The sequence below is a fragment of the Streptomyces sp. NPDC003016 genome (assembly GCF_053591455.1).
On record NZ_JBSFTV010000025.1, the window covers coordinates 67,157 to 89,977 of the forward strand.

Annotated in this window: 17 protein-coding genes and 5 pseudogenes; 15 read left to right on the forward strand and 7 right to left on the reverse strand. The window is 68.5% G+C overall.

Translation table 11 applies throughout. The features are described 5' to 3' along the window. Positions 1–74: 74 nt before the first annotated feature. A pseudogene (locus ACWDZ4_RS21820) lies at positions 75–380 on the forward strand (ATP-dependent DNA ligase); the annotation flags it as partial. A gap of 483 nt (positions 381–863) precedes the next feature. On the opposite strand, the pseudogene ACWDZ4_RS21825 reads toward ACWDZ4_RS21820, so the two are convergent. Beyond that, positions 864–1,283 (reverse strand): annotated as a pseudogene (locus ACWDZ4_RS21825) (GNAT family N-acetyltransferase); the annotation flags it as partial. Positions 1,284–1,383: 100 nt separating this feature from the next. On the opposite strand from ACWDZ4_RS21825, the gene ACWDZ4_RS21830 reads away from it, so the two are divergent. The 9 genes from ACWDZ4_RS21830 (at position 1,384) to ACWDZ4_RS21870 (ending at position 9,865) form a co-directional block, all read left to right on the forward strand. Beyond that, a complete protein-coding gene (locus ACWDZ4_RS21830) occupies positions 1,384–1,767 on the forward strand; it encodes an SRPBCC family protein (RefSeq protein ID WP_451510069.1) in 384 nt (127 codons plus the stop codon). 70 nt (positions 1,768–1,837) lie between these two features. After that, positions 1,838–2,947 (forward strand): NADH:flavin oxidoreductase/NADH oxidase, encoded by a 1,110-nt coding sequence (locus ACWDZ4_RS21835; RefSeq protein WP_451510070.1) that lies wholly within the window; start codon positions 1,838–1,840, stop codon positions 2,945–2,947. A gap of 113 nt (positions 2,948–3,060) precedes the next feature. Continuing rightward, positions 3,061–3,765 (forward strand): SDR family oxidoreductase, encoded by a 705-nt coding sequence (locus ACWDZ4_RS21840; RefSeq protein WP_451510119.1) that lies wholly within the window; start codon positions 3,061–3,063, stop codon positions 3,763–3,765. A 41-nt stretch (positions 3,766–3,806) separates the two neighbouring features. Beyond that, complete coding sequence (locus ACWDZ4_RS21845) at positions 3,807–4,238, forward strand: VOC family protein (RefSeq protein ID WP_451510071.1); 432 nt, start codon at positions 3,807–3,809, stop codon at positions 4,236–4,238. Between the two features lie 282 nt (positions 4,239–4,520). Then, positions 4,521–5,294, forward strand: coding sequence for a recombinase family protein (locus tag ACWDZ4_RS21850; protein WP_451510072.1), 774 nt, complete (start codon positions 4,521–4,523; stop codon positions 5,292–5,294). Positions 5,295–5,602: 308 nt separating this feature from the next. Further along, entirely contained in the window at positions 5,603–6,358 is a 756-nt protein-coding gene (locus tag ACWDZ4_RS21855; RefSeq protein ID WP_451510120.1) for a (5-formylfuran-3-yl)methyl phosphate synthase, read from the forward strand. 8 nt (positions 6,359–6,366) lie between these two features. Then, positions 6,367–7,770, forward strand: a complete 1,404-nt coding sequence (locus tag ACWDZ4_RS21860; RefSeq protein WP_451510073.1) for an aldehyde dehydrogenase family protein — start codon at positions 6,367–6,369, stop codon at positions 7,768–7,770. Positions 7,771–7,772: 2 nt separating this feature from the next. Then, positions 7,773–8,879, forward strand: coding sequence for an NAD(P)-dependent alcohol dehydrogenase (locus ACWDZ4_RS21865; protein WP_451510074.1), 1,107 nt, complete (start codon positions 7,773–7,775; stop codon positions 8,877–8,879). An 80-nt stretch (positions 8,880–8,959) separates the two neighbouring features. Next, entirely contained in the window at positions 8,960–9,865 is a 906-nt protein-coding gene (locus ACWDZ4_RS21870) for an SAM-dependent methyltransferase (RefSeq protein ID WP_451510075.1), read from the forward strand. Positions 9,866–10,017: 152 nt separating this feature from the next. Here the strand turns inward: ACWDZ4_RS21870 and ACWDZ4_RS21875 are convergent, their stop codons facing one another. Then, positions 10,018–10,551: an EF-hand domain-containing protein gene (locus ACWDZ4_RS21875; RefSeq protein ID WP_451510076.1), complete on the reverse strand. Its 534-nt coding sequence runs from the start codon at positions 10,549–10,551 to the stop codon at positions 10,018–10,020. Between the two features lie 437 nt (positions 10,552–10,988). On the opposite strand from ACWDZ4_RS21875, the gene ACWDZ4_RS21880 reads away from it, so the two are divergent. Next, positions 10,989–11,435: a hypothetical protein gene (locus ACWDZ4_RS21880; RefSeq protein WP_451510077.1), complete on the forward strand. Its 447-nt coding sequence runs from the start codon at positions 10,989–10,991 to the stop codon at positions 11,433–11,435. A 12-nt stretch (positions 11,436–11,447) separates the two neighbouring features. Here the strand turns inward: ACWDZ4_RS21880 and ACWDZ4_RS21885 are convergent, their stop codons facing one another. From ACWDZ4_RS21885 to ACWDZ4_RS21905, 5 genes and pseudogenes are all read right to left on the reverse strand, one after another. Further along, positions 11,448–12,272, reverse strand: coding sequence for a PIN domain-containing protein (locus tag ACWDZ4_RS21885; RefSeq protein ID WP_451510078.1), 825 nt, complete (start codon positions 12,270–12,272; stop codon positions 11,448–11,450). 1,229 nt (positions 12,273–13,501) lie between these two features. Next, positions 13,502–13,798, reverse strand: a pseudogene (locus ACWDZ4_RS21890) (helix-turn-helix domain-containing protein); the annotation flags it as partial. Positions 13,799–14,042: 244 nt separating this feature from the next. Next, entirely contained in the window at positions 14,043–15,146 is a 1,104-nt protein-coding gene (locus ACWDZ4_RS21895) for a Vgb family protein (RefSeq protein WP_451510079.1), read from the reverse strand. A gap of 495 nt (positions 15,147–15,641) precedes the next feature. Then, positions 15,642–15,875: pseudogene (locus tag ACWDZ4_RS21900) on the reverse strand (transposase); the annotation flags it as partial. A gap of 106 nt (positions 15,876–15,981) precedes the next feature. Next, positions 15,982–16,323 (reverse strand): hypothetical protein, encoded by a 342-nt coding sequence (locus ACWDZ4_RS21905; RefSeq protein WP_451510080.1) that lies wholly within the window; start codon positions 16,321–16,323, stop codon positions 15,982–15,984. A gap of 167 nt (positions 16,324–16,490) precedes the next feature. Here ACWDZ4_RS21905 and ACWDZ4_RS21910 point away from each other — a divergent pair. From ACWDZ4_RS21910 to ACWDZ4_RS21925, 4 genes and pseudogenes are all read left to right on the forward strand, one after another. Continuing rightward, positions 16,491–17,222 (forward strand): annotated as a pseudogene (locus ACWDZ4_RS21910) (transposase); the annotation flags it as partial. 974 nt (positions 17,223–18,196) lie between these two features. Next, positions 18,197–19,231 (forward strand): alpha/beta fold hydrolase, encoded by a 1,035-nt coding sequence (locus ACWDZ4_RS21915; RefSeq protein WP_451510081.1) that lies wholly within the window; start codon positions 18,197–18,199, stop codon positions 19,229–19,231. A 65-nt stretch (positions 19,232–19,296) separates the two neighbouring features. Then, the gene (locus ACWDZ4_RS21920; RefSeq protein ID WP_451510082.1) at positions 19,297–20,961 is read left to right on the forward strand and encodes a PHA/PHB synthase family protein; all 1,665 of its coding nucleotides are present in this window, start codon (positions 19,297–19,299) and stop codon (positions 20,959–20,961) included. Positions 20,962–21,170: 209 nt separating this feature from the next. Beyond that, positions 21,171–22,793: a PfaD family polyunsaturated fatty acid/polyketide biosynthesis protein gene (locus tag ACWDZ4_RS21925; protein ID WP_451510083.1), complete on the forward strand. Its 1,623-nt coding sequence runs from the start codon at positions 21,171–21,173 to the stop codon at positions 22,791–22,793. The last annotated feature ends 28 nt before the right edge of the window (positions 22,794–22,821 follow it).

A 22,821-nucleotide genomic window follows, 5' to 3' on the forward strand; every position in this document is an offset into this window, starting at 1 on the left:
CGCCGAACTGCGAAAACTCTGATCAAGTTCGAGCCGCGTTCGACGCCAGACGTTAAACAACAAGCTCAAGGCGCGGCTCTGAGATGGCGCCGACGTTTCCGGAGATCGTGGCCGGAGCCACGCAACTCTCCGACGCCACCGCGCTGGACAGCGATCTGATTGTCTGGGACGCCGCTGGGCGACTTGCCTTCCAGCGACTGCGGGGCAGGCTCGCCCGGCGCGGTTCCAGCGCGGCCCGGGCCGCGAGGGAGTGGCCGGCGCACTTCGTCGCGTTCGATCTGCCGCGGCTGTCCGGGACCGACACCACCGTGTGGCCGTACCAGCGGCGCAGGGCCGCGCTGGAGTCCATGTTCGCCGCACAGCGGCTGTCCACGCCGTGAGCGCTGTGCCCGTCGACCATCGAGGCGAACGTCGTGCGCGAGCGAGACGACGGAGGCGGTCGTCGGCGCGGTTGTGGGCCCCCTGTCCGCTCTTCGGGCGCTGCTGCTCGGCAGGTAGACGGGGAGGGACGCCTTCAGCACGTCGGCCGCACCACCACCGTCGCCCGGACGGCCGCGACGGCCGTCGCCGGGAAGCTCCACCGCGTCCAACGCGGGCACCCGTGGATCGGTTGGTCTTTCTCTGCCGGGTGGGGGCAGCCGCGAGACGCTGATCGCCGTCGGCTGGGGCGTCTCCGGGCACCGGGTCTTACCCGCGTCGGCAGTGCGGCCGCCGCCCTGGCCATGGTCTTCAAGATCGTCGAGTCTGCCCAGGCCCGCAGGCGGGGCCGTGAACGGATTCCACCCTCGTTGGCCTCGTCCGCGTCGGAGCCCGCTTCGCACGCGGCCGGCTCGTTGAGCGTCTTGAGGCCCTCGCCGCTTGGCCTACCTCAACTCATCCCGTACGGACTTTTCGAGGAGCATGAACGACTTGGGCATACCGCCCGGCTGCGGTTTACCCTCCTTGCGTCCCACAACGCGATAGCCGGCGTTGAGGTAGTACGCCGTCAGGCGTGTCTTGGTGGCCAGGCAGTCCAGACGAACCAACGGTCGGCCCGCCTCGGTCACGCGTCGCTCCGCGACACGCAGAAGCTGCCGCCCTGTCCCGGGCGGGACACTTCTGCAGTCCACCATCAGCCGGTGCACGTAGCCGGCCGTCGGCGGCTGCGGCCCCCAGGCGTCCTCGTCCTCCCACCAGAGCTCCCAGGCCCCGGCCACACGATCGGCAGCCTCCGCGAGCCATACCTCCCCGCTCCCCATGATCCGGCGGAAGGCACCATCGGCGTGGTCCACCTGTTCTTCCCCGGCCAGCTCATCGAGACCAACTTCGTCCTCGACACCCGTCTGCCCGCCTGATGGCACAGGCGTACTGGAGCTCCGTCTTCACCAGCTTCGCAGACGAGACATGGGCAGTCGTCCGGCAGTTCAACGGCCTGCCCGACTGCACCCGGCCATCCGGGCGAGCGAGATCACCAGGGGCGGCAACGGGCTCACCCCCGGTGCGGTCCGCCTTCTCACCGGGGTGGACGGCAGCATCTACCGGGAACGGCTCGTAGGCCTGGACGAGGTCGACCGGAAGCTGAGTTACAAGATCGTCGAGGCACCGTTGCCAGTCCGCGGCTACCGTTCGACGCTGCACGTCCAGCCCGTCGCCGACACCGGCGGCGCCTTCCTCAGCTGGCACGCCACCTTCGACCCGGCCGAGGGCACCAGCGCCCAGGAAGCCGCCACGGTCCTCGAAGCGGCCTACTCCCCCGCCCTCGCGGGCCTCCACACGCTCCTCGCCTGACACCGGACGGCAGCCGCCCCGTCCGACGACACCGATCACGGATCACCGATCACGAAAGAAGCGCCCCCGCATGAGTTCCCTGTTCACCCCCCTCACCCTGCGATCCCTGTCGATACCCAACCGGGTGTGGATGTCCCCGATGTGCATGTACTCCGCCGCCCCCGAAGGCCCGGACACCGGTGCGCCGACCGACTTCCACCTCACCCACCTGGCCTCCCGCGCCGCGGGCGGCGCGGGAGGCGCGGGCCTGGTCATGGCCGAGGCCACCGGCGTCCGACCCGACGGGCGCATCAGCCCCTGGGACCTTGGCCTGTGGAACGACCGCCAGCAGGAGTCGTTCACCCGCCTCACCGCGGCCATCAAGGCCCATGGTGCCGTCCCGGCCATCCAGCTCGCGCACGCCGGCCGCAAGGCGTCGGTGGACAAGCCCTGGCTGTCCGACCGCTACCTGACCGAGTCCGAGGGCGGCTGGCAGCCCGTCGCCCCCAGCGCGATCGCCTACGACGGACTCGCTGGCCCGCACGAGCTGACCGTGGAGGAGATCCAGCAGTTGGTACGCGACTCCGCGAGGCGCGCGCTGGCCGCCGGATTCCAGGTCGCCGAGGTGCACGGCGCCCACGGCTACCTGATCAACTCCTTCCTCTCCCCGGCCTCCGACCACCGCACCGACGCCTACGGCGGCAGCTTCGAGAACCGCATCCGCTTCGCCCTGGAGGTCGTCGAAACGGTCCGCACGGTGTGGCCCGAGGACCTGCCGGTGTTCTTCCGCACCTCGGCCACCGACTGGCTGACCGAGAACCCCGAGGACACCCGCAAGGGCTGGACCGGGGACGACACCGTCCGCCTCGCCAAGGAACTCCAGGCCCGCGCCGTCGACCTGCTCGACGTGTCCACCGGCGGCATGGTCCGCGACGCCAAGATCGTCGCCGGACCCAACTACCAGGTCCCCTTCGCCACCCAGGCCCGCCAGTCCACCGGCATCCCCACCGCCGCCGTCGGCATCATCACCGAACCGCAGCAGGCGCAGGACATCCTCACCAGCGGGCAGGCCGACGCGGTCTTCCTCGGTCGTGAACTGCTCCGCAACCCCTACTGGGCCCAGCACGCCGCGCTCACGCTCGACGCCGAGCCGACCTGGCCGGACCAGTACGCCTACGCCGTCACACGCCGCAAGCACTGACCCCCCACTCCGTACCGCCACAGCCTCCGCCGCGCCGCCCTCACCAGGGAAGGCGCGCTGAACCACCGCACCGGGAGCTCCCCCTGAACCACCTTCAGGACAAGGTCGTCGTCATCACCGGCGCCTCCTCCGGCATCGGCGCCGTCAGCGCCAAGGCCCTCGCCGCCCACGGCGCCAAGATCGTCGCCGCCGCCCGCGGCCAGGAAGACCTCGGCCAGCTGGTCACCGACATCGAGAAGGCCGGCGGCACTGCCGCCGCCCGGCTCGCCGACGTCACCGACATGCACGCGCTGGCCGACTTCGCCGTCGACACCTACGGGCGTATCGACGTCCTCATCAACAGCGCCGGACTGATGCTCTTCTCGTGCTGGAAGGACCGCGCGCTCGACGACTGGAACCGGATACTCGACGTGAACATCCGCGGCTACCTCAACGGCGTCCACGCCGTCCTGCCCGTGATGCTCCGCCAGAAGTCCGGCCACATCCTGAACATGGACTCGGTGGCCGGCCACCAGGTCGGCGACGGCGCCGGTGTCTACAGCGCGACGAAATTCTTCGTGCAGGCCATGACCGAGTCCATGCGTAAGGAACTCGGCGTCCGCGAAGGCATCAAGGCGTCCACGATCAGCCCAGGCGTCATCGACACCGGCTGGGCCGACAAGGTCACCGACCTCGCCGGACGCAAGGCCGCCCAGGAGCTCAACACCATCGGCATCAGCCCCGAGGCCATTGCCGACGCCGTCGTCTACGCCCTCGACCAGCCCGCCGGCGTCACCGTCGACGACCTGATCATTTCCCCCACCCGTCAGAACTGGTAAGCACCAGGCACTCCACGCCGCACGGAAGGAACACCAGGCCCATGTCCGATCTTGCCTCCCCCGTTCCCCGCTTCCACCTCGCCGTCCCGGTCGACGACCTCGACGCCGCCCGCCGCTTCTACGGCGGGACCCTCAGCCTGGAGCAGGGCCGCAGCGCCGACACCTGGGTGGACTGGAACCTGCACGGCCACCAGTTCGTCACCCACCTCGCCCCGGCCTGCGCCGAACGGATACACAACCCGGTTGACGGCCACGACGTCCCGGTACCGCACTTCGGGCTGATTCTGACCGTCGACGCCTTCCACCGGCTCGCCGACCGGCTGCGCGCCGTGGACACCGACTTCGTCATCGAGCCCTACGTGCGCTTCGCGGGCGAGGCCGGCGAGCAGTGGACGATGTTCCTGCTCGACCCTGCCGGCAACGCCCTGGAGTTCAAGGCGTTCGCCGACGACTCCCAAGTGTTCGCCGCCTGACATCCTCTGTGGACGGTCGAGGGATTTCAGGGGGGGATGCCCATCTATCCCATCCGGCAGCCTCTGTTTCATAGGTGGTCGCTCGTGAAACACCCGGCCGCCCGACGGTCCACCTGCGGCGATCATGTTTCATGAGTTGTTGCAAACAGCTGGGCGTCTGAAACACCCTCATGAAACGGCCTGGGGTGTGAGCGACGACTTCAAGCGCGTGGAATCGCACGCCTGCCCGATGTCAACCTGCGCCGCCCGGCGGGCTCCCCATGCCGCACCGGCAAGGGCAAGGTGGCGATCCAGTACCACACCGCCCGCTTCCGCCTCGTACCCCAACTCGCCAAGGCGCTCAGCGTGCCGACCCCCGCCGTACGTAAGCCGGGTTCGGCCTGGACCGAGCTGCCCCGTCCCGCAGGCGCCGGCGCCGAACCGGTCGGGCACGTCCGCCTCGGATACGCCCGCGCCCCGACCGCCCGGCAGTCCCTCTACGCGCGGCTCGACTCCCTCGCCGAGGCCGGGGTCACCCGGGTCTTCTCGGAGAAGATCTCCACCCGTGCGACCAAGCGCCCCGAGCTGGAGGCCGCCGTAAAGCTTGCTGGTGAGATCCGCCCCTCCGGCGTCGCTGTCACCCTCGTCGTCCACGAACACAAGCGACTCGGCCGCGGTATCGAACTCGCCATGCTCGCCGAGGAGCTGAAGGCTAGCAACGTCGGGCTGGAGTTCCTCACCGGGGAACTGAAGGGCTCGCACGACCCCTCCGGCATCGTGTTCACCGTACTCGCGGCCATGTCTGGTATGGAGCGCGAGTACACCCGGGACCGCACCCTGGAAGGTCACGAGTCCGCGCGGAAGCGCGGCAAGACCATCGGCGGCGCCAGCGTCGCGGACGAATCCATGCTGCCCATGGCCCTGCACCTACGCGACCAGGAGATGAGCCTGCGCGACATCGCCAAGCGGCTCGTCATCACCAGGGGCGCGAAGAGAGGCCAACACCCCTCGCCCGCCACCGTCATGCGGATGTTGCGTGAACACGACGAACAGGCCGCCACGGCGGCGAGCACGTGATTACCCCGCTACTTTGCGGCTGATGTCTGAGCTAGGACAACGACGCCTAGTTGTCACAAAAGCAGACTAGTTGCCACTTATTTCGCGAGACGTTCGCCAGTCGGGCGAAACATTGCTAATGCGACCGTTTTGCTGCGCTATGTACGGCGCGCCATACGTGAGCGTGAGCGCCCAATGGGCACTCTGTGCGCCCTACCGGTTCCGATGGGTGACGGAAATGATGAGCACACCGCACATGAACCATGAACCAGGTGATCCGCGGTCCGCCGTCCCTCGGCCGGGCGGACTGGCGGCGGAAGGAGTTCACGGTGTTGCTTCTCATCTCCCCGGACGGTGTCGAGGAGGCTCTCGATTGCGCGAAGGCGGCGGAGCATCTCGACATCGTCGACGTCAAGAAGCCTGACGAGGGTTCCCTCGGCGCGAACTTCCCTTGGGTCATCCGGGAGATCCGCGACGTGGTACCGGCGGACAAGCCGGTGTCCGCGACGGTGGGGGATGTCCCGTACAAACCCGGCACGGTGGCTCAGGCCGCGCTCGGCGCGGTCGTCTCCGGCGCCACGTACATCAAGGTCGGCCTTTACGGATGCACGACGCCCGATCAGGGCATCGAGGTCATGCGCGCGGTCGTCCGGGCGGTGAAGGACTACCGCCCCGATGCGCTCGTCGTCGCCTCGGGTTATGCCGACGCCCACCGGATCGGCTGCGCCAATCCGCTCGCCCTGCCTGACATCGCCGCCCGCTCCGGCGCCGACGCGGCCATGCTCGACACCGCGATCAAGGACGGGACGCGGTTGTTCGATCACGTTCCGCCGGACCTGTGCGCCGAGTTCGTCCGGCTGGCCCACGCATCCGGTCTGCTCGCGGCCCTCGCGGGCAGTGTCACGCAGGCCGACCTCGGTCCGCTGACCCGCATCGGCACGGACATCGTCGGGGTCCGCGGAGCGGTCTGCGAGGGCGGCGACCGCAATGCCGGACGGATCCGGCCGCATCTGGTGGCCGCCTTCCGGGCGGAGATGAACCGGCATGCCCGGGAGTACACCGCCGGCGTCACCGCCGTGAGCTGACCGCCGGCATGCCGGCCTCCGAGCCCGACCGCGTCCCCGGACGCCGGGCCGCGCGTTTCCCCGTCGTCGATCCGGCCACCGGGGAGGCCTTCGACGAGGCACCCGACCAGCAGCCGGACGCGCTGGACGCCGTTGTCGACCGGTCCCGCCGGGCCTGGCACGGCTGGCGCGCCGACCCGGCCGCCCGCATCACCGCTCTGCGCTTGGCCGCCGATGCCGTGGAAACAGCCGGCGACGATCTCGCCCGATTGCTCACCCGGGAACAGGGCAAGCCCCTGGCCGAGTCGTACGCGGAGGTCGCCCGGACTGCGGCCCGTCTGCGCTACTTCGCCGACCTGGCCCCCCGGACCCGGCGGATCGTCGACGGCCGGCCGATGCGCAGCGAGATCCGCTGGCGTCCCCTCGGGCCCGTCGCCGCGATCGTGCCGTGGAACTTTCCCCTCCAGCTCGCGGCGGCGAAGTTCGCGCCCGCGCTCGCGGCGGGCAACACCGTGGTCCTCAAACCCTCCCCGTTCACTCCTCTGGCCACCCGGCTGCTCGGTTCCGTCCTTGCCACCGTGCTACCCGAGGACGTGCTGACCGTCGTCACCGGCCGCGAACCCCTCGGTGCCCGTCTCGCGTCCCATCCGGGCATCCGACACGTCACCTTCACCGGTTCGGTGTCCACCGGGCGGGCCGTCGCCGAAGCAGCGGCGGTCTCACTCGCCCGGGTCACTTTGGAGCTGGGCGGCAATGACGCGGCCGTCCTGCTGGACGACGTCGACGTGGACCGGATCGCGGAGCGGCTGTTCTGGACGGCGTTTCGCAACTGCGGGCAGGTCTGCATGGCGGTCAAACGCGTCTACGCGCCGGCCCGGCTCCACGCCGAGGTCGTCGAGGCCCTCGCCCACCGCGCGAAGACCGTCGTCGTCGGGTCCGGCCTCGATCCGGACACCCAGCTCGGGCCGGTCAACAACGCCCCCCAGCTGGCCCGAATCGAGCAGGCCACCCAGCAGGCCCTGGTGGCCGGCAGCCGGGCGGCGGCCGGCGGCCACCGGCTGGACGGACCGGGATACTTCTTCGCTCCCACGATCCTCACCGGCGTGCCACCCGACGATCCGGTGGTGACTGGGGAGCAGTTCGGACCGGTTCTGCCGGTGCTGCCATATCGGAGCCTCGACGAAGCCGTCAACGCGGCCAACGGCACCCGTTTCGGACTGGGCGGCTCCGTGTGGAGCACCGACCTCGATCGGGCCGAGGCGGTCGCCGAGCGGCTCGAATGTGGCACGGCCTGGATCAACCACCATGCCGAACTGTCCCTCGCCCAGCCCTTTGCAGGTGTCAAGGACAGCGGTGTGGGCGTCGCGGGTGGACCGTGGGGACTGTACGGCAACCTGCGGCCGTTCGTCGTCCACCGCCCGCAGGAGGCGTGACGATGAGGTTCCAGGCGGCCGTACTGCGCTCGTACGAGAACCCGTTCACGGTCGAGGAGGTGGTTGGGCAGACAGAGCCCGCCGTCGGCGAGATCCTGGTCGAGATCGCGGGCTCCGGGATGTGCCGGACCGATCTCGCGGTCCGAGGATCCGCCGGCCGGAGCCCTCTGCCGGCAGTCCTCGGCCATGAAGGTGCCGGGGTCGTGGTGCGCAGGGGAGATGGCCCGGACACCGCGATCGGCGTCGGTGACCACGTCGTGCTGAGCTTCGACTCCTGCGGACACTGCCGGAACTGCCGCGGCGCGGCCCCCGCCTACTGCGACTCCTTCGCTTCGCTCAACCTCTTCGGAGGGCGCAGGGAGGAACCGCCGCGGCTCACCGACGCGACCGGTAAAGCGCTGGCCCCCCGATGGTTCGGGCAGTCCTCGTTCGCCGAGTACGCACTCGTTCCGGCTCGCAACGCCGTACGGGTCGACCCCGCACTACCGCTCGAACTGCTCGGGCCCCTCGGCTGCGGTTTCCTCACCGGCGCCGGAGCCGTGCTGAACACCTTCGGTGCAGGCCCCGGCGACACCCTCGTGGTCTTCGGCGCGGGAGCGGTGGGCCTGGCCGCGGTGATAGCGGCCACCGCCGCCGGCGTACTGACCGTCGCCGTCGACCGGCATCCTGAGCGGCTCGCTCTGGCCGAGCGGTTCGGCGCGACCCCGCTGCACGCCGCCTCACCCTGCCTGCCCGAACGTCTCCGGCGGCTGACCGACGGCGGCGCCCAGTACGCCCTGGACACCACGGCCTCACCCCCGCTCATCAACAAGGCGCTCCAAGCACTACGCCCCACCGGCAGTCTCGGCCTAGTGGCACGCCTCCACACCCCGCTGCCCCTCGAACCGGGCACGCTCGACCGAGGCCGCAGCATTCGCCACATCTGCGAAGGGGACGCCGTGCCCGGAGTGCTGATACCCCGGTTGATCGGACTGTGGCAGGCTGGGCGCTTCCCTTTCGACGAGCTGATCCGCACCTATCCGCTGGCCGACATCAACGAGGCCGAACGCGACTGCGACGCGGGCCGTGTGGTCAAACCCGTCCTGCTCCCGGAGAGGACAGGCCGATGAGCAAGGCACCCGGCACCGAGGACTCGCCCCATGGGACAAGTGAACATCTCGCATCCCTCACTTCCGCCGACGGAGGAAGCATGGCCGGCACGACGCCGCAGCACACAGACGTGGAAGGCGTGGACGAAGGTGTGGGCCTGACCGCGCTCCTGGTCGCCGCGGCACGGGCGATCGAGACCCACCGCCACGACAGCTTGGCCCAGGACGCCTACGCGGAACACTTCGTTCGCGCGGCCCCTGCCTGCGCGGACTGGCCGGTGCGCATCGAGCAGGTCCCAAACGGGGACAACAACCCGCTGTGGGGGCGGTTCGCCCGCTACTTCGGCCTGCGGACGAGAGCCCTTGACGACTTCCTCCGCCGGTCGGTCGGTGCGAGCGCCCGCCAAGTGATCCTGCTGGGAGCTGGGTTGGACACCCGCGCCTTCCGGCTGGATCTGCCGTCCGACTGCGTCGTCTTCGAGATCGACAGAGCCGGCGTGCTGGCCTTCAAGCAACAGGTGCTCACGGACCTCTCGGCCGTCCCGAAGGTGAAGCGCGTCCCCGTACCGGTCGACCTGCGCGCGGACTGGGTCAACGCGCTGACCACCGTCGGCTTCGACCCGGCCGCACCGAGCGTCTGGCTGGCCGAGGGACTCCTCTTCTACCTACCGGGTCCCGCCGAGACGTACCTCATCGACACGGTGGACCAACTGACCAGCGAAGGCAGCGCTCTGGCCTTCGAGGCCAAGCTGGAAAAGGATCTGCTGGTGTACCGCGACAGCCCGATCTACACGGCGACGCGAGAACAGACCGGCATCGACCTGCTCCACCTCTTCGACAAGGGGCCACGACCCGACTCAGCGGGCGCCCTGACCGCCAAGGGCTGGTCCACCTCGATGTACACGCCCTTCGACTTCACTCGCCGGCACCGACGTGGCCCCCTCCCCGAGCCGAACGACGCGCTGGAGGGAAACCGGTGGGTGTTCGCGCACAAGTCCCGGCCATGACGCTCCCAGCGCTCACGACGACGTCCGCCGGGGGCTGAGGGCGGGGCCTGCCGCAGGCCCCGCCCGGTGGGACGCGTCCCGATGGAGGTGGCGGCTCGGTTGCCGTCGCAGCGGTTGCCGCCCACGCCCGGGGATGCCGCTGACGGGCCGTGTCAGACGGCCCGGGCAGCCACCAGATGGTCGCCCGGGATCCCGGCCATGTCCGGCGCGTAGTAGTCCTCGATGCCGGCGGCCCACGTAGCCACGGTGATGCGGTCCTCGGCATCCGGGGCGAAGGCGTCGAAGAGCGCGTGGATGTTCGCCTCCTCGAAGCCGATCGCCGTCATCAGCGACACGAAGAGGGGGCGCTCGATCAGACCGTCCCCGTCGGGGTCGCCGAGTGCGGCGAGCGCCTCGGCGAACTCGGTGATCGTGGGACCGAAACGCTCGGGGTCGAGCACGAACGGACGGAACTCCTCCACGGTGATCACACCGTCGCCGTTGGCGTCCAGTTCCGTGGCCAGCGTCGTCCAGTAGCGGCGGAACGCGGCTCGGATGGCGGCCTTGGCACCGTCGTCCGACGCGGCCGCCGCCTCCAGAACACGGCCCGTCATCAGGTCGAAGTCGTCGGAGTCGATGACTCCGTTGCCATTGGCGTCGAAGAGGGAGAAGACCAGCTCGACCCGCCTGGCGGCCTCAGTTCGCATTTCCATCACCTGTCTTCTGCGACCCGAAGATTACGGGCCTGTCCAATGAGTACCTCTACGCAACCGTGTTGGGGTACACGGGAAGGTTGCCAACCCAGCGCGTGTAACGGCCATGACCCATAGAACCGCCATGAAGAGCCGCAGGCTCTCGATCTTCGCTTCTGGTGACAGAAGGACTGCTGAATGAGCGTGTGTGACAAGTCGGATGCCTCGCCTGTGACAATTAGACTGCTTCGACCGGTTCCATTCACCAGCTCATCCGACCCCGCTGGTGACAACTCCTGAGCTGCGGCTCACGGATGAGATGCTCTCGGAATGCCACGCATTCCGAAACAGGTCTTCCACTATGTTCTGATGGAAGATTGGGCCGAGGAGATCGGCCGTGAGGCGGCCCGCGCGAAGGCGATGTCCGAGCTGGCAGGCGGAGCTATGCCGCCGTGGGACCCCCCGACAGGCACAGAGAGATCCTCCTGACCTCCTACCTGGTGCGCGAACGGCTGCGCGTCGAGCTGCCAGAGCCGGGGATGCCGGGCGGTCGGCTGTACGTCCTCGGCTTCCAGGGCCTGCGCTCCGTGGTGAAGGTGGGATCAACTGGCGCCCCGGAGCGCCAGTTCGACAATTATGAGATCCAAGCGCGGAACCTTGGTTATGCGCTGGTTGACGGGTGGGTCTCCCCGCCGGTTGGAACGAGAACCGAGGCGTTCAAGCAGGAGGCCTCCATCCTCACGAACCTGCACTTTGTGCTGAACGGGCACCTCATCGGCGGCCGGGTCTTCGAGTGGTTTCACGGTCGTGACTTCGAGCGGATCAAACAGTTTGTCCAAAACCCGGACGTGCTCTTCCAGCAGTTCCTGTCGTCGGCTTGCGGGAGACAGCCGGGGTAGCTGTCCGGCCCTCTACTTCTTCGGTTCCTCACCCGTGCCCGCGTCGGTGCGCAGCTTCAGGACGGGGAGACCTTCCGCCTTGGCCCGCATGGCCTGACCGGTGTCGTAGGTGAGGAGCCGGATGGGCCCAGCCGCGATGGCTTTGGCTCCGAGCACCCGGTCAACGATCTCGTCGTCAGGGATCGGAAGGCGGCTGTGGCCAGGCAGGTCGAACATGACCTCGACGCCGTGCGAAGTGCTGGCGGAGTCTTCGTCGAGGAGCCGGTCGAGGACGGCGAGGGTGTGGCCGGCTCGCCACCTCGTCTGCCGGTCCTTGGACTCCTTCAGTCGATCGAGCTCGTCGACGACCACCATCGGGAACAGCACCCGGACCGGGCCGGCGGCCTCGGTGAACTCAGCGAAGTCGACGTCCTCGAACTTCGTCGGATGCTGAATGTAGAAGCTGGTATCCGGAGCGAGGAGCGAGAGCTCGCTCGGCCACTTGGCCATCTGGTCCTGCAAGGCGTCGACGGCTTCCCCAAGAGCGGCGACGCGCTGATCGATCTCCAGGCTGACGATCCCGTTGACCAGCCTCTGCTGATCGCTGCCGGCGAGGTGGCCCACTCCGTCCAGGAGCGTCTGGTGCGTCCGCGTCCGTACGAGCCGGTCAACGTCGCGGGTGCTGATCTGGGAAGTGAGCAATCGTACGGACTCGTTCGCCCACTCCAGATACGCGAGAAGGCGCCCATAGGCAGCACCGAACTGGCCACCGTTGATGTTCCCGGCGGCCATGTGCACGGATCGCATGGTCTTCAGGACGTTCTCCCGGTGCGCGCCGGGTATGGGTGTGACCAGCATCCGCCGATGATCGCAGCATCGGCACAGCTGCGCAGCGGTTTTCACGGCTGCGGGACGCGTTGGGCTCCAGCGGCTCGGACCGTTGGGTCTGCGGCGTACCTTCTCGCCCCTCGGCCGCAGGTTCGGTGGAGCCGACCTGGCGTGCGGCTTCGGTCCGCGCGTCAGGCTTTGGAACCCCGTACGGGCACCCGCTGGCCCGGACGAAGGAGTTCGGCAAGACGGGGCACGGGCAGTATCTCTCTCAGCGGGGAGGCCTGACGCGCCCGTTCAGCCGGGCTCAGCGCACTGTGTCCTGCCAGTTGTCGTACGGTCTGGCGGAAGGCCGCTTCTCGACAGGACTGGCGGCTGCGGCCCTGCGTTCCATTCGCACGTTGCGCAGGGCCGCACACCGCAGCATGGCGGCTGCCGCATCCCCGCGCTCTGAGCCCCGACAGGCCGCGTGTACCGCCAGAGCGCTTGACCGCCTTCTCCGGATCGACCACTTCGGGCGCCTGCGGCACCGTTGGCCCTGGCGCGTCAGATCTGCGCCACCACGAAAATCGCCGGCGAACCTCACGATGCACGCGCCCGTGCCGCCCAAGGTGTGCCGAGGCGCGTCCTCAGCGAAGAGCAGCAAACGTGCAACAACGGAATGCGCACGGCACCGCCCGTCCCGGGCGGTCCACCACGGCATGAGAACGGCCGGCGTACGCCGCCCGTCCCGGTGTAGCCACCAGTAGCGTCGCCTCAATACTTCTGCAGCCTCCCTCAGAAAATGCAGCCGCCCAGCTCAGAGCCATGCAACGAGCGGCAACGACCGAGAGTCGCCGATTCGCCCCTTTCTCGCAAAATGCATCCCCGCAGGTCAGAGAGCCCCATTCCGACCCGTCATGCATTCCTGCTGAGACTGCACAGCCTCGAGCTCCAGCAGCCGCGCCACCAGCACCGGTCTGGACACCCTCAGCCCCGCCGCGACCTCACCCCACGCGCCCGGCTCCCCCACCCCGCACCCTTCCGCCCGCACAAAAACCGACACGGACCACCGTGCCGCCGCGCAGCCCTCGGAAGGATCAGAAGTGCCGTTCTCAAGACAGTGAAGCGGAGTGGGGTGTACCGCCCTATGCCAGCCACGCCCGCCCCAGGTACCGCCCCGTGTCAGTGACCACGCCCTCGTTCAACACCCGACCAGCGACAACGCACCGGCCTGACACGCCATCACTGACCCCGCTCCACTGACACCAACCCAGCACATCGCACAGAACGTGATCAGGGTCGGCCTCTCGCAGGACCCGCAGCAGTCCGGGTGCCCGGTGGGACAGGTGATCGATGACGGCCGTGACGTAGGCGTGGGCGGTGCCGACGGATATGCCGAAGCCGGCGGCGATCTGCGTGAGCGTGGCGTACCGGCGAAGGTAGACCAGGCCCACGAGGGCACGCTGGTGAGGCGGGAGCTTGCAGCGGCGGTCACCCTCACCGGTGACGATGAGCATGGATACCCACTCGACCAGGGCATGCGGCAGGGCGAGTGCGGCAGGATAGAAAACCAAGGAGGCTCCTGGGCTGATGAGTTGAGGCGTCGAACACCTCTCTCAACGGCACAGGAGCCTCGTGCGTTGCGGGACACCGGCGCGTCACCCGATCAGTGGCCACTCTGAAAGAGCTCACTGAAGTGCATGACAGACCGGTCGGCCTGTCATGCAGGGACCTGACACAGTCCCTCGAGGATGCCCTGGCGTTGTTGAGTACAGCGTGTGGGGCGGGAGGGGGCTGCCCCTCTGCTGGTGCTGGTTGTCAGGGTGTGTTGGTTGTGACGGTGTGCTGGCTGTCGCCGGTGGCGTAGGCGGGATCGCCGAGGGTGGGGGTGCCGGTGGAGGTGTTGCCGATGGTGTCCTTACCGGTGTTGGTCACCCTGACCGCAGAGCTGGGGAAACCGCCGGGCGTGACCTGGCCGTCGTTGGCGGAGACCACCGTGGCACTGTGACTCTGGCTTCCTGGCGTCTGGAGGTGGGTGATGCGCCACAGCGTCCCGGTCATCCACTCAGTGACGAGGGCCGCGCCGGTGTCGTCGAAGGTCACCGTGTACGCAAAAGTGCCGAGGCCGGTGGCCACCTGCTCCGGCGCCGGAGCAGGTGCGGCAGGATCGACGCGGTACAGGGAACCGCCGTCCACACCGGCCATGTAGTAGATCCGGCCCGCGCGGTCCAGGCTGAGCTTGTGGTGACTCACGCCTTCGGTGATTTCGGTCTTGCGGCCGGTTTCCAGCGAGACACGGTAGAGAGTGTTGCTGCCCAGTTCAGTGACGTAGGCGTTGCCTTTACCGTCCAGGGCGACCGCCGACAGGCCGTGGGACGAGACGTAGACCTCGGAGACCTGCTTGGTGGCCAGATCGACCTCGTACAGGGCCTTGGAATTGCCCTGGGTCGTGACATAGGCCTTGCCCTTGCCGTCCAGGGCGATGTCATAGGGCTTGTCCAGAGTGACAATCTCCGTCTTGCGTCCGGTGTCCAGGTCCACCCGCCACAGCTCGCCGGACCAGCTACGGGTGGTGTAGGCGGTATGGTCGTCCGCCAGCGCGATGCTGTCCCCGACGCCGGTCGCGATCGGATCCCATTCCCTCTCACCGGTGCGCATATTGAACCGGTACAGGCTGTCGCTCTGCATACTCCCGTCGATGAAATACAGGTTCTGCCCCGTACTGTCCAGGGCCGTGGCACCGGGACGGCCCAGCTGGGTGGAGATGCGGCGGCAGGCCGCGGACGGGCAGGTCAGTGGCGGCTCCGCCTCGCCCACCGCCGCCGCGGCCGACGGCGCCGCAACTGACGGCGCTGCCACGGCGTGGCCGACAGTGAGGGAACTGCCTGCCGCGGCCAGTACCGCCAGCGCCACGGCGGCCACCCGGCCCCCTGCGCGGCCCGGCAACCGGCGCGGGCGTGAAGACTCATACATGATCCTTCTCCTTCCACAGGCCCGGCAGCAGCGAACCGATTCGCATGACCCCCGCAAAGCCCGTACCGGTTACATGCGTGACCACCCGGCCCGACAACCGCCCCCGCCAACGACTTGCTCCACCTCGGCCAACACGGAAAACACAGACAAACAGACGAGGCGCGGCCCGGCGCCGACCTCACCCGCGTGGTGGTGAGCTTCTCCTCACGCCGCAGGGCAAGCAGTCGGCGCACTGCCGGTCCCCGCAACGACCGAATCGACACAGCCGGCAAAGCCCCACTCGAATCACCGCCCGTTCCTTCCGGGTCCGGGCCCTGGTCTCCCTGATCCACCCCCAAGCACACCAACACCCACCAGCCAGCGGATCAGGACCCACAGAACTGAGACAGCATCACCTCTCACGAGATAACGCTCCATGACAGCAATGCTCTGCAGATCTCTCACCTCCAGGACAGCGACCTCACAGCCGGCGTCACGCCAGTGCCGAAAGCGGTTGTGGACGGTCGACCAGGCGCCGAACTCCGTCGGCATCTCCCGCCACTGCCCGCCCGTCTTGAATCGCCAGATCACGCCCTCGAACTGCTGCCGCAGCCGTTCGGGGTACGGGCCGTACTCGCCGATCGGCAGGTAGGGCTCGATGAATTCCCGCTCCGCGTCGGTCAGTTGCACTCGCGTCACGTCAGACGGTCTATCGGACCGAGCCGTACCACGAAGGCACATCCCGCAGATTGATCACGACTCGATACGTGCCCTAACTTGGGTTTTAACCTCTGGGGTGGCCTGGTTAGTCCCCAGCGAAGACCAAGTAACTGCCGGGAGTCGCGGCACAGGCTTCCAAGTAGGCGGCGAGGGCGCGAACCGTTTCAGCTTCGGAGTCGTCGGTGCAACACTCCAGAAGATGTGGGATCTCGCGAAGTGCGGCCTCGGCCTCTTGTTCGTTGAAGATCGTGTCGTTGTACGGGTCGACCGTCCAGAGCTTGCCCGATGTGTTGCGGGGAAGCTTGACGATCAGCTGAGCCAGTGCCTCGCCGTGTTCGTGAGACTGCCGGATCAGAGTGGCTCTGCGCTTTGAACGCCGACTGGGCCAGAACGGACGGCCGTCGTGCAACTGCAGATCGATCCCCATGTCCGGATTATGTCGCGGCCATCTCTCACTTCGTCCTTGACCCCCAGGGTCGAATGGTGCATCGAACTTGATCACCCGGTTCGGTAACCGCCGTACACAAAAGCGGCCTTCGTCTGAACATGTGCTCCGACCAAGGAACACACACGTCCAGCACGAAGGCCGTGAGGATGAGTCTGCTGCATCACGATGCCCGGCGAGAGCCGTTGGCGGAACTGTCATGCTTCCGGGGCGAGTTCCACTCCTGTCTCACCGCTCGTTCGGACGCGTTGTTCGAGCTGGCTGACGCTGTTCTGTGCGGCGACGGGCCGGTGAGGTCGCCGGCCGAACTGTCGCTGGTGGGCGAACACCGCCGCGGCCACGGCGGACTCTACGCCGCGGTGGCCCATGGAAGGGTCGATGCCGGCCGACTACGGAAAGCACTGGCCGAGGTGCCGCTCCCGCGGGCTGCCGACGGCCGGCTCGTCCTGGCCATCGATGTCACCTGCTGGCTACGGCCCGACGCCCACACCTCGCCGGAACGGATCCTGTGTCACACCTACGGACGGGGCAAGGACCAGCACATCCCTGTCCCTGGCTGGCCGTACTCCCTTGTCTGCGCGCTCGAGCCCGGCCGCAACTCATGGACCGCGCCCTTGGACGCACTCCGTCTGGCACCCGGGGACGACACCGCCACCGTCACCGCCCGGCAGCTGCGCGATCTACTCGAGCGACTGATCACCGCCGGGCAGTGGCACACGGGTGACCCGGACATCCTCATCGTCGCGGACGCCGGATATGACGCACCCCGTCTGGCGTTCCTGCTGAAGGACCTGCCGGTCCAGGTGCTCGCTCGGATGCGCTCGGACCGGGTTCTGCGCCGGGCCGTACCTGGACCGGCCCTTCCCGCCACTGCTGTTCGTCTTCGCCCCGGCCCCGCGCCGTACGGCCCCGGCACGAGAGAGGCCGTCTTCCACAACCGCGCCTGCCGCCTCTCGAACGTGGGCTACCAGCTCACCGTGGCGACCACGACCCTGCCCCTGCTGACCCGCGACGGGGCCGACGGTCCAGTGTGGCGGGTCGTCGACAACGGCCGCGGCGAGGAACGCCGCGCCCCGGCCGCGCTGCCGAAGGCGCGGTGAGCACAGCGGGCCCGGCCTCACCCGGGCCCGCCAGCCATCCCGGCCGCGCTGTCGATGGTGGCTGGCAGGATGGACGGATGGACAACGGTGACGAGCAGCTGCTGCGCGGCCGGGTCTACGGCTCGCGATCACGGCGACTCCAATCCCGGCCCTCTGCCGCACCGGACGTACACCGCGCTCATCGGCGGGCCGCTGGACGGGATGCTGCTGGGCATCACGAGCTGGCGGCTGGAGGAAGTCGATGACGTCCAACGGCTGCTCCCAGCTCACCACGCTCCTGGACGGGGATCCGGGTGCCCCGCACCGGTCCGGCTCCGGCCGGATCATGTTATCGGCGACACGGGCTACGGTTCGAAGGCGCTCCGCACCTGGTCTCACTGGCGGGACATCCCTCACACAATGCCCGAGCGGGCCGACCGGATCCGCAACCGGGCCCGGTGCGGCAGTCAGGCGCCCACCGGCCTTCGACAAGCAGCTCTACAAGCGGCACGACGTCGTGGAACGGTGCTTCAGCCACTGCGCCCGGCGTGTGCGCCTGGCGCAGAGGGAATCGAGTGCTCTTGAGCGCCCTGTAGGAAGGATTGCGACGTCAGCCGACTTGCGGTGCACTCGTGGTGGGTGCTCGATGGCGATGCCCGTCGGGTACGGAGGGTCTGAGATGCCGTGTCCTGCACCAGATCGCGACGGGATCCCAGTCGTCATGCCGACAGCCTTGCGCCGGTGTTCGATACACGCGGTGAGCCGGGAGCTGGGGCGTGCCGGTGATCGGTGACGAGAAGAGACTGACCGCGGATACGGCCCGCGAAGGGTTGACGGCCTCGGGACGGCAAGCCGACGGAGGGTGGTGGTTCTCCATGACGGGGACACACGAGTGGCAGGACGGTTGTGAGCCGACGCGCGAGGCCGTTGGAACGAACGGACGAGTGCTGACCGGGGCGATACGCAAGCGGCGGGTGGTGGTGCAGGGGCTGTCCACGTTGTATCTGGACGCCGGGCACGGGCCGGTGGTGTTCCTGGTGCACGGCAACGCTACCAGCGTGTGGGCCTGGCAGGACATCATGGCGGAACTCTCCTCCACCCACCGGGTGGTGGCGCTGGCCCTGCCGGGATACGGGGACACCAGTCCGCTGGACGACGTTCACCCGCCCCAGTTGATCCGGTTCATGGCGTCGTTCCTGGACGAACTCGGTATACGGGAGGTCATCGCTGTCGGCCACTCGCTGGGCGGGCTGCTGGTGGCCCAGTTCGCCCTGGCCCACCCCGATCGCGTCCGGCGCCTGGTCCTGGCCGACTCGGCGGGACTGGGACGGTCGGTCGGTCCCAGGGTGATCGCCACCGCTTTGACACCACGGCCGGTGGGGAAGTTGGTGATCAACGTCCTGCTGATGCCGGGCGGCGGTCTGCTCAGCATGCTCAACGCCGCCCTGGGGATGAGACAGCCATGGCGAGTGCCCTGCCACACCTGGCTTGCACAACTGAGGCTGTCACGATCCCGCACACTGCTGGAAACCTCCTACGAATCGGTGCGGCTGGGCAACGGTCCGGCAGGGCAGCGCGCCCGCTACTCCCTCGTCGGTCGGTTGAACGACATTCGGGTGCCCACCCTGATCATCTGGGGGTTGACGGACGAGATCTACCCCGTGTGGCAGGCGGTGGCGGCCCAGCGACAGCTGCCGCACGGGCGCCTGGCAGTCATCGTGGGCGCCGGGCATCCCTCGCTGATCGAATGCCACGAGGAATTCATGGATGCTTTGGGGCCGTTCGTCCGTGACGAACGTCAGCCCGCCTGAAGTGTCGACCGACGACGTCCCACCTACGCCGTCCCGGGCTCGGCCTGGAACGTCATGGAGGCGCCATGCCTGGTATCGGACACCCGCTCTCCAGTTCGCCCGACGACGGTCCGCAGCATCGCAGCGCGTTCACCGCAGCCGCAAGCATGCTCCGCGCCGATGGCGAGTTCCTGGCCGACCTGCTCAGAACAGCGGTGAGCACGGCCCTGTGGGGGCCGACGGACCCGCGGGCCACCGTAGTGCCCGCGAAGCCGAAGGACCAGCGCTTCGGCGATCCGGCCTGGGACACCAGCCGAACGTTCCACCTGATGGAACAGTCCTACCTGCTTACGGACCGGCTGGTGCGCGAGTGGGTGGACGCCTTGCCGGTACAGCCGAACGACCGGCGGCTCCTGCAGTTCCTGACCGGTCAGTTGGCCGACGCCGCAGCACCGACCAACTTCCTGGTGGGCAATCCAGCCGCCTTGCGCAGGGCACGCAGCACCAACGGGAGCAGTGTGCTGCAAGGAGCCGCCTACTTCGCCCAGGACCTCGTCGCAAACCTCGGCGTGCCGGCTGTGGCCGACGGCAGCGGCTTCGTCAAAGGCCGGGACCTGGCGGCTTCCGCGGGCGCGGTCGTCTTCCGCAACGACCTTATGGAGCTGATCCAGTACCAGCCTCGCACCGAGACGGTTCACGCCGTTCCCATGCTGTTCAGCCCGCCGTGGATCAACAAGTACTACGGCTTGGACCTGGCGCCCGGCCGGAGCGCCACGGAGTGGCTCCTCGACCACGGGCACACGGTCTTCACCATCAGTTACCGCAACCCCGGCCAGGCCATGTGCGACGTCGGGTTCGACGACTACCTGCGGTCCGGGCTGCTGTCGGCGCTTGAGGTGATCACAGACATCACCGGTGCCGAACAGGTCAATGTCGCCGGGGCCTGCCTGGGAGGATTGCTGGCGCTCATGCTGGCGGCGTGGCTGCCAGAGGACCACATGCCGGGCCTGGTCAGCGTCACCGCGCTGAACACCCTCGTCGACTTCACCGATTTCACCCAACTGACCCAGGACGGATTCCTCGGCCCGCTTCTGGCGGAATACGGCGTGGCCGCCGTCGAAGCCCTCACCGCCCAGCACGGCTATGTCAGCGGCCGCTGGCTGGACACCTTCTTCCGCTTCCTGCGCGCCAACGACTTCGTGTGGCAGCCGGCGGCGTACCGCTGGCTGGAAGGGCACCCACCGCCGGCCATGGACGTACTGGCGTGGAACGCGGATGCGGTCAACGTCACCCACCGTGCTCAGCAGTACGTGGTGCGGGAACTCTGGCTGAAGAACAGTTTCGCCCGCGGCACCGCCGAGCTCGCCGGACGCACACTGCGGCCGGACCAGATCCGCCAGGACGTCTTCTTGTCCGCTGCGGCCGACGACCACATCGTTCCATGGCAGGCCGCCTACCGCACCGCTTCCTTGCTGAAAGGCGACGTACGGTTCGCCCTGGTACCGGGTGGGCACGTCGCCGCACTGATCGCCCCGCCCCACCCCAAGGCACGGTACTGGACCAGCGAGCAGCGACCGCCCGAGAGTCCGCGCGCATGGCTTGCCGCCGCCACCGAACACCATGACACCTGGTGGCACCTGTGGGCGGACTGGCTGGCCGAGCGCTCTGGCCCACAGCGCACCCCGCCACCCACCGGCAGCGCCCGTCACCCCGTCCTCCAACAAGCTCCCGGGGCCTACATCCACACCTGACGCTCCGCGTCCCGCGTCATGTCCCCTACGTCTTTGCCCGTCATGAGGAAGACCCGTGAACATGCCGGATCCACCTTCGACGCCGCCTCCCAGGAGCACGTCACCTGCCGGGAACCCCGACACCTCCTCCCGCCGGGAAGCTCCTGCGGACGACTTCGCAGGGACGGTTCGACGCCCGCTGCCGATTCCGCTTCGCTCAGGAGGTTCCCATGGCGATACCCATGACGCCCCGCTCCCAGGCTTTGACCTCCGAGCTGCCCGGCGATCCGAACGAGCCGTTCACCAGTGAGGCCGTCGTGCGCGCGGTGGCTTCCCCACGCAGCACGGTCTACGTGCTTCGCCGTACTGCCGACGGCGCCCTGGGCGTCACGTTGGATTGTGATCCGCAAATCCGCATTCCACCCGGGTGCACATGCGTGGGCAGCTTTCCGCCGATCTTCCCGGAATGGCTCGGCGGACCCTCCTTCCGGAGGGCCCACCGAACCCGTTTCGCCTACGTGAGCGGCGAAATGGCAAACGGCATCGCCACCACCGCGATGGTCCGGGCGATGGCCGACGCGGGCATGGTCGGTATGTTCGGCGCGGGAGGGCTTCCGCTGCACCGCGTCGAAGAGGCGGTGACCGAACTGCTGAACCAGCTGGGCACGGACGGTCTCTGGGGAGTCAACCTCATCCACTCCCCGGCGGAGCCGGCCCTGGAGAACACGGTGGCCGATCTGCTGGTGGCACGTCGCGTGCCACGCATCTCGGCCTCCGCCTACATGGGACTCACACCCGCCGTCGTGCACTGTTCGGCGGCGGGGCTCCGCACGGATCCCTCGGGCCGCGTGGTGAGGCGCAGCCGTCTGCTTGCCAAAATCTCCCATCCGGTGGTCGCCGAACAGTTCATGGCACCCGCCCCAGCCGAGATTCTGCGGGAACTGGTCGCGTCCGGGCGCCTCACCGCCTCCGAGGCGGACATCGCCACGCGAGTTCCGGTGGCCGAGGACATCACCGTGGAGGCGGACAGCGGCGGGCACACGGACAACCGTTCTCTGACCGTCCTGCTGCCACGGATCCTGCAGGTCCACGACGATGTCGTCCGGCGCTTCGGATACGCGCGCGACGTCCGGGTGGGCGCCGCCGGGGGGCTGGGCACCCCGCAGGCCGTGGCCTCCGCCTTCGCCATGGGCGCCGCCTACGTGGTAACCGGCACCGTGAATCAACTCGCGGCGGAGGCCGGACTCTCCGAGCCCGCCAAAGAAGCGCTTTCACAGGCAGACGTCACGGACGTGGCGATGGCGCCGGCCGCCGACATGTTCGAACTCGGCGTGCGGGTACAGGTGCTGAGCAGCGGAACAATGTTCGCCCGCCGGGCCGCCCGCCTGTACGAGACCTACCGCAACCACGCGTCGCTCGACGCGGTTCCCCGCCCCCTGCGCGAGCGTCTCGAACGTGACGTGCTGCGCATGCCGTTGGAGGAGGTGTGGGACCGCACTCGCGCGTTCTGGCAGGAGCGTGACCCCCGCCAGCTCGAACGCGCCGAGGCCGACGCCAAGCACCGGATGGCGCTCGTCTTCCGCTGGTACCTCGGCCTGTCCAGTCAATGGGCCATTGCCGGTGATCCCCAGCGCCGCATGGACTACCAGATCTGGTGCGGTCCGGCCATCGGGGCCTTCAACCGGTGGCGTTCGGACGGCTTCATGGCCGACCGGAAGAACTGCACAGTCACCCAGATCGCTCTGAACCTCATGGAGGGCGCCGCACACGTCACCCGCGCCCAGCAACTGCGCGCCAGCGGCCTCCAGGTCCCCGGAACATGCTTCTCGCCACCACCACGGCCTCTCACCTAGCGACACTGCGCTCGCGCGCACCCTGCAC

Excerpts from the sequence above, each read along its gene's own strand:
- ACWDZ4_RS21830 (WP_451510069.1), top strand. The coding sequence starts at position 1,384 with ATGGGCAGTCGTCCGGCAGTTCAACGGCCTGCCCGACTGCACCCGGCC.
- ACWDZ4_RS21860 (WP_451510073.1), top strand. The coding sequence starts at position 6,367 with ATGCCGGCCTCCGAGCCCGACCGCGTCCCCGGACGCCGGGCCGCGCGT.
- ACWDZ4_RS21845 (WP_451510071.1), top strand. The coding sequence starts at position 3,807 with ATGTCCGATCTTGCCTCCCCCGTTCCCCGCTTCCACCTCGCCGTCCCG.
- ACWDZ4_RS21875 (WP_451510076.1), bottom strand. The coding sequence starts at position 10,551 with ATGCGAACTGAGGCCGCCAGGCGGGTCGAGCTGGTCTTCTCCCTCTTC.
- ACWDZ4_RS21925 (WP_451510083.1), top strand. The coding sequence starts at position 21,171 with ATGGCGATACCCATGACGCCCCGCTCCCAGGCTTTGACCTCCGAGCTG.
- ACWDZ4_RS21835 (WP_451510070.1), top strand. The coding sequence starts at position 1,838 with ATGAGTTCCCTGTTCACCCCCCTCACCCTGCGATCCCTGTCGATACCC.
- ACWDZ4_RS21870 (WP_451510075.1), top strand. The coding sequence starts at position 8,960 with ATGGCCGGCACGACGCCGCAGCACACAGACGTGGAAGGCGTGGACGAA.
- ACWDZ4_RS21885 (WP_451510078.1), bottom strand. The coding sequence starts at position 12,272 with ATGCTGGTCACACCCATACCCGGCGCGCACCGGGAGAACGTCCTGAAG.
- ACWDZ4_RS21920 (WP_451510082.1), top strand. The coding sequence starts at position 19,297 with ATGCCTGGTATCGGACACCCGCTCTCCAGTTCGCCCGACGACGGTCCG.
- ACWDZ4_RS21865 (WP_451510074.1), top strand. The coding sequence starts at position 7,773 with ATGAGGTTCCAGGCGGCCGTACTGCGCTCGTACGAGAACCCGTTCACG.
- ACWDZ4_RS21905 (WP_451510080.1), bottom strand. The coding sequence starts at position 16,323 with ATGGGGATCGATCTGCAGTTGCACGACGGCCGTCCGTTCTGGCCCAGT.